This window comes from Rhodococcus sp. D-46 (assembly GCF_011290655.1).
In the GTDB taxonomy this organism is placed as follows: Bacteria; Actinomycetota; Actinomycetes; order Mycobacteriales; family Mycobacteriaceae; genus Rhodococcus_F; species Rhodococcus_F qingshengii.
The window spans coordinates 1-6228 of the sequence record NZ_JAANTF010000032.1 but is presented as its reverse complement, the minus strand read 5'-3'; the positions used below and the strand labels follow the sequence as shown (position 1 = coordinate 6228).

The following is a 6228-nucleotide window of genomic DNA, read 5'->3' as shown; positions in this document are numbered from 1 at the left end:
AGACGCCGCCACCTGCGCATCGAACCCGTCCAACACCGACACACCCGCAACCTCACGAGCCGTGTCATTCCACCCCTCGAGCACCAACGAACGCTCAACAGAATCCAAAATATCAACGTCACCAACACGCACCGAAGGATCGGTGGCTACGGAGGAGAGCAGTCGAAGAACTCTGTCCAGCAACGCAGTTGCGTAGTCGGCATCGAAGAAGTCCGGTAGGTACCGCAGCGTCAAGTGCAACTGCTCGTCGAGTGCGATCAGCAGGGTCAACGGGTAGTTCGTGGAATCGTCCGAGGCGATGTCGTCGATCATCATTCCGTCGAGAACATCCGCCTGTGCGGCGAGGCCCTCACGGTCGACCGGGTACGACTCGAATACAACCAACGTGTCGAACAGTGTTCCGACGTCCGCTGCTTTCTGGACATCGGTCAAACCGAGATAGTGATGATCAAGCATTCTCGCCTGCTCGATCTGGACCCTGGCAACCAATTCTTCGACGGACTCCGCGGCGTCGAAGCGCACCCGCACGGGGAGGGTGTTGATGAACAACCCGACCATCGATTCGACGCCGGTGAGCGCCGGTGGCCGGCCGGACACTGTTGCACCGAAGACAACGTCGTCGGTTCCGGTCAACGCACCGAGCAGGACCGCCCACGCGCTCTGCACGATCGTGTTGGCGGTGACCCCGAGTCGTGCAGCCAGAGCGGTGAGCGCCGCGGTTGTCTCCGACGACATCGACACGTTCAGCTTCTGGGACAGCGCGGTGAATTCCTGTCCGCCTGTGACCTGAGCAAGCAGCGTCGGCTCTTCGACGCCGGAAAGCACATCCGCCCAGGCTGTGAGTGATCGATCACGATCCTGATCGACAAGCCACGCCAGGTAATTGCGATAGCTACGCACACGCGGAAGAACCGAGTCGTCACCACGCGTCGCGTACAGCGCCAACAGGTTCTGCAAGAGCAGTGGCACCGACCAACCGTCGAGAATAATGTGGTGATTCGCCACCACCAAGCGATAGTCCCCCTCCGCCATGGTGACGAAGGTGAACCGAATCAACGGCGGTGACGCCATGTCGAAGTGTGTCGCCTGGTCAGCCGTCAAAACTTCGTTCAGAGCTGCCTCACGGTCGACGGCCGCAATATCGCTGAGATCGATGTTCCGCCACGGGACTGGAACGTCTTCGAGGACTATCTGGACCGGCGTTCCGTCGTCGTCGGCCGTGAATGCCGTTCGCAGGTTCGCATAACGGTCGATGATTCCCTGTGCTGCAGTGCGCAAGCGGTCGGCATCCACCTTCCCGGACAGAGTGAGAATCATCTGCACCGAGTAGAGGTCGACGCTGGATTCTGCCAACATCGCGTGGAAGAGCAAACCGGACTGCAGCGGTGCCAGGGGCCAGATGTCGGTCACCGTACCGAATCGATTCTCGAAGCCGTCGATATCTCGTTGGCTCACGGAGACAAGCGGCACGTCGGACGGTGTGAGTCCACCGGCTCCGACGGAGCGAGAATGCTCCGCCAGGGCAGTCAGTGCTTCGACCCAAATCTGTGCAAATGTCTCGACACTCTCGCCGTCGATGGCACCGACGGGGTATGCGAAAGAGGCCTCCAGAACAGCACCGTCTGCGCCGTCGTTGACGATCGCATTGATGTCGACGACCTTGTTTGCGGGCATGTCGACGTCTTCGGGTGCCGACACGTTGGCGAAATCGCCGGCCGGCAGCCACCCGAGTCCCTCGACGCCTGCCGGAAGATCCTCGGCGACAACTCGTCCCAGGTAGTTGAAGCTGACCTGTCCCCCGGCGAAGCGAGAAAGCACTGCGCGCGTGTCTTCGTTCAGGTAGCGCAGCAGTCCGTACCCGACGCCCTTGTCCGGGATCGCCAGAAGCTGTTCCTTCACTGCTTTGATCGCGTGTCCCGCCGAATCACCTCCGGCGAAAGCGTCACCCAGATCTACCTCGGAAAGATCGAGACTGATCGGGAAGGCAGCGGTGAACCAGCCAACGGTCCTTGACAGATCCGCGCCAGGAATCACGGCTTCTTCGCGACCGTGGCCCTCGAGTTGCAGCAAGGCAGACGTCGAGTCGATTCCGGCTCGGCGACGCCACTCGATCAGCGCGAGTGCCAGTCCAGCGAGCAGGCCGTCGTTGGCGCCGCCGTTGAAAACCTCCGGCAGCGTGGTCAACAGAGTCTCCGTCACCTGAGTGGGGACCGTCACGCTTATCCGCTGAACCGTTGCCGCAACGTCGACGGCAGAGTCGTACGCCCTCTTACCCAGCACCGGGTCCGGTGTCTGCAACACCTTCCGCCACGTATCCAGCTCGGCCACACGCGAATCCCGATGGGCCTCTTCGGACAAAGCATGAGCCCAGCGTCGCATCGACGTACCGGTCGGCTCGAGAGCAACATCCCCCGTCGTTCCGGCTACATCCCCCGTCGCTCCGCTCGCCCCGGCCATCTGAGCCGCAGCCGACACCAGATCCGGAACGATGATTCGCCAGGAGACCCCGTCGACGATCAGGTGATGTGCAGCGATGATCAAGCGCCCGGTGCGAGTGGGACCGAAGTCGACCCACACGAACTGAACCATTACGCCGTCCGCCGGATTCAACCGGCCGAGAGCCTCGTCGAGGCCCTTGGAAGCCGTGAGAACAATTGTCGACTCGTCCGCAGCCGCGTCGACATCGACGCGGCTGAGCAGATCCTCGACGTCCACGGTTCCGGGCTCGGAGACCGACATCCCCCATCCGCGACCGTCGGAGATCAGCCGCGAGCGGAACATGTCGTGGTGGTCGACGACTGCGGCGAGTGTTCGCACGATGTCGGTTCGATGCACTCCGAGTGGAAGCTCGAGAGTCATCGTCTGCGTGAATCGGTTGTAGCTGCCACCGCGCTCGACCATGAATCGTTCGATCGGCGTCAACGGCATCCAGCCGACTCCACCGCCCGGCAACTCCTCGAGCACCACCGCGGCCTCGACGTCGGCGGCATACTTCGCCACTTCGGCCAATGCCGCGACAGTCTTGCTCTCGAAGACGTCACTGGGTGCGAATACGACCCCACGTGCCTTCGCACGAGAGACGAGTTGGATGGACATGATCGAGTCGCCGCCCTGAGCGAAGAACGAGTCGTCGGTGCCGATGCGATCCAGGCCGAGAACGTCCGCGAAGATCTCGCTCAGGATTTGTTCCATCTCGGTGACCGGGGCGCGGAATTCCTTGGTCTCGAAAACCGGTGCTGGGAGCGCTTTTCGGTCCAGCTTGCCTGCCGGACTGAGCGGCATGTCCGAGGAGACCATGACCGAAGCCGGAACCATATGGGCCGGAAGGGTTCTGGACACAAATTCGATCAATTCCGCCGAAGTGACCGAAGCGTGCTTTCCGGTGAACACGTACGACACCAGCGCCGGGGCACCCGACGGCAGGGTCGTACCCATCGTCGCAGCGAACTCGACCTCGGGGTGTGCCGTCAGCGATGCATCGATTTCGCCCAGTTCGATACGGAAACCGCGAATCTTGACCTGGAAATCGTTGCGGCCCACGTATTCCACGGCGTAGGTGGAGGGTGCCGTTCCAGCGACCCAGCGCACCACGTCACCGGTTCGGTACATTCGCTCGCCCGGATTACCGTGCGGGTTTGCCACGAATCGATCGGCACTCAAGCCTGGACGACGATGATAGCCGCGGGTCACCTGAGGACCGGACAGATACAGCTCGCCCGAGACTCCCAGTGGAACTGGATTGAGTCGTGTGTCCAGGACGAATGCGGCCATGTCACCGATCGTGGCGCCGATGTCCATTCGGTCACCGGGCAGAAGCGGAACGCTGACGTTCGTCACGATCGTCGTCTCGGTCGGGCCGTAGACATTCAGGAATGTCCTGGGAGCCGAAGCCGACGCGGCCGATCCGTCCCCTGTCGTCCACTTGCTGATCAGTTCCGGCGAATACGCTTCGCCACCCACGCCTACCACCGTCAGGTCGTCCAGGCCGCTCGGGTCCATCGACGCCAGGGCAGCGGGTGTGATGAACGCATGCGTGACTCGTTCGCTACGGAACACCTCAGCCAGTTCGTCGCCGCCGTACACGCCAGGCGGGACGATGACCATCGTCGCGCCGGTGGCCACCGCGAGGAACAACTCGAGCATCGACGCGTCGAAACTCGGTGACGCGAAGTGCAATGTCCGCGAGGTGGGCTTCACGAGGTAATGCGCGGCCTGCGTGACACTGAAGCTCGCCAGTCCCGCGTTGGTCGCGACAACGCCCTTCGGCAGTCCTGTCGTGCCGGAGGTGTAGATGACCCAAGCCGGATGAGCAGTCGTCAGTGCACGGACACGTTCCTCGGCATCTATTGGCGCTCCGGACACTCCGGCGATCATCTGTTCGCCGAGCGGTCCGTCCACGACCAACCACTCGACGTCGTCGGCGAGATTCGGACGTTCGACGTCGAGGGTCAGGCCAACCTTCGCACCCGAGTCGCTGAGCATGTGCGCGATACGGTCTGCCGGATAGTGCGGATCGATCGGAACGACCGCTGCCCCGGTCTTCGACACTGCCCAGACCGCGAGTACCGATTCGACGGATCTCGGAATCGACACCGCCACAAGATCTTCAGCCCCGAGACCACGGTTGATCAAAACGCGGGCCAGCCTCGACGACCACTCGTCGACCTCGCGATACGTCATGGACCTACCGGCCGCGGCCTGCGCCGTGCCGGGGTAGCGCAAAGCGACGTTGTCCGGGTAGCGCGCAGCAGCGTCGGCAAGAATCTCGGCCAACGGCGCCTGCGCTACTCCTGACGAAGCCCTTTGACTCGTCAGAACCTCACGCTCGGACGCGTCGAGGATTTCGATGTCACCCACTGAAGTTGCGGGGTCCGTCGCAATTCCGTTCAGAATGCGCATCAATCGTGCGGCGAATCCGCGGACGGTCGATTCGTCGAACAGATCCGTCGCGTACGTGAACGTCGCCGACAGCCCTTCTGATACCTCACTGATCGTGAGCTGCAGGTCGAACTTGGCCACGGTCTCGTCGATTTCGAACTCGGCCGCCGTCAGACCGGGCAGAGCCAACGAGTTCTGCCCCAGGTTCTGAAATGCCAATGCCACCTGGAACAGCGGGTGATGTGCCCTCGACCGAACGGGATCCAGCACTTCCACGAGCCGCTCGAACGGAAGGTCCGAGTGCGCGAACGCCTGAAGGTCGGTTTCCCGAGCCGAGGCCAGAAGTGTTGTGAACGCCGCCGAAGGATCAACCTCGGTACGCAAAACCAGGGTGTTGACGAACATTCCGATCAAATCGTCGAGTTCGGATTCACCTCGCCCGGCCATCGGTGCACCGATGTTGATGTCCGTTGTTCCCGACAGACGAGCGAGAAGCGACGCCAGAGCCGCATGGACCACCATGAACATCGACGCATTGTGTTCCCGGCCCACGCTGATCAGCCGCTCATGCAATTCCTGACCGATCGAGAATTCGAATGTCGCTCCCTGACCGGAGAATACCGCCGGCCGAGCCCGATCCCCCGGAAGATTCAACTGTTCGGGCACGCCGTCCAGTGCTTGCGCCCAGTAAGTGATCTGTTGCGCGATGACGGACTGCGGATCGTCCTCGGACCCGAGAACCTCACGCTGCCACAACGAATAGTCGGCGTACTGCACCGGCAACGGCGTCCAGGTCGGAGCCTGGCCGTTGGTTCGGGCGTAGTAGGCGGTCATGACGTCGCGGGTCAACGGGCCCATCGAGAAACCGTCGGTCGAGATGTGATGCACCACGAATACCAGAACGTGCTCGTCGGCCTTGATCTGGAAAAGCTTGGCGCGCAACGGCACCTCGGCCGTCACGTCGAAGCCTGCCGCTACGAAGTTCGTTACCTCGGAAACGATCTCCGAATCCGAGACTGAGGTTGCAGCGAGGTTCACGTCGACATCAGCCGGTGCAACGATCTTCTGGTAGCCGACGCCGTCGACCTCGGGGTAGACCGTGCGCAGAACCTCGTGACGGCCGATAACGTCGGCGACCGCTTGCTCCAGCCCCAAGACGTCCAGTTCTCCGGTGAGAGTTATCGCAACCGGGACGTTGTTCCCTGCCGAGCTCGTATCCAACTGGTTGAGGAACCACATGCGCTGCTGCGCCAACGACAACGGAACCCGAACCGGACGCACCTGCGCAGTCAACGCCGCACGTGAACCGCCACCGACATGAGAACCCAAACGAGCAGCCAACGCCTCCAC

1 protein-coding gene is annotated in these 6228 nt (G+C 62.1%); it reads right to left on the bottom strand.

Annotated features, from left to right (window positions below):
* Window positions 1-6228 (bottom strand): non-ribosomal peptide synthetase (locus G9U53_RS33065; RefSeq protein WP_165639971.1); only part of this gene is annotated, 6228 nt, incomplete at both ends.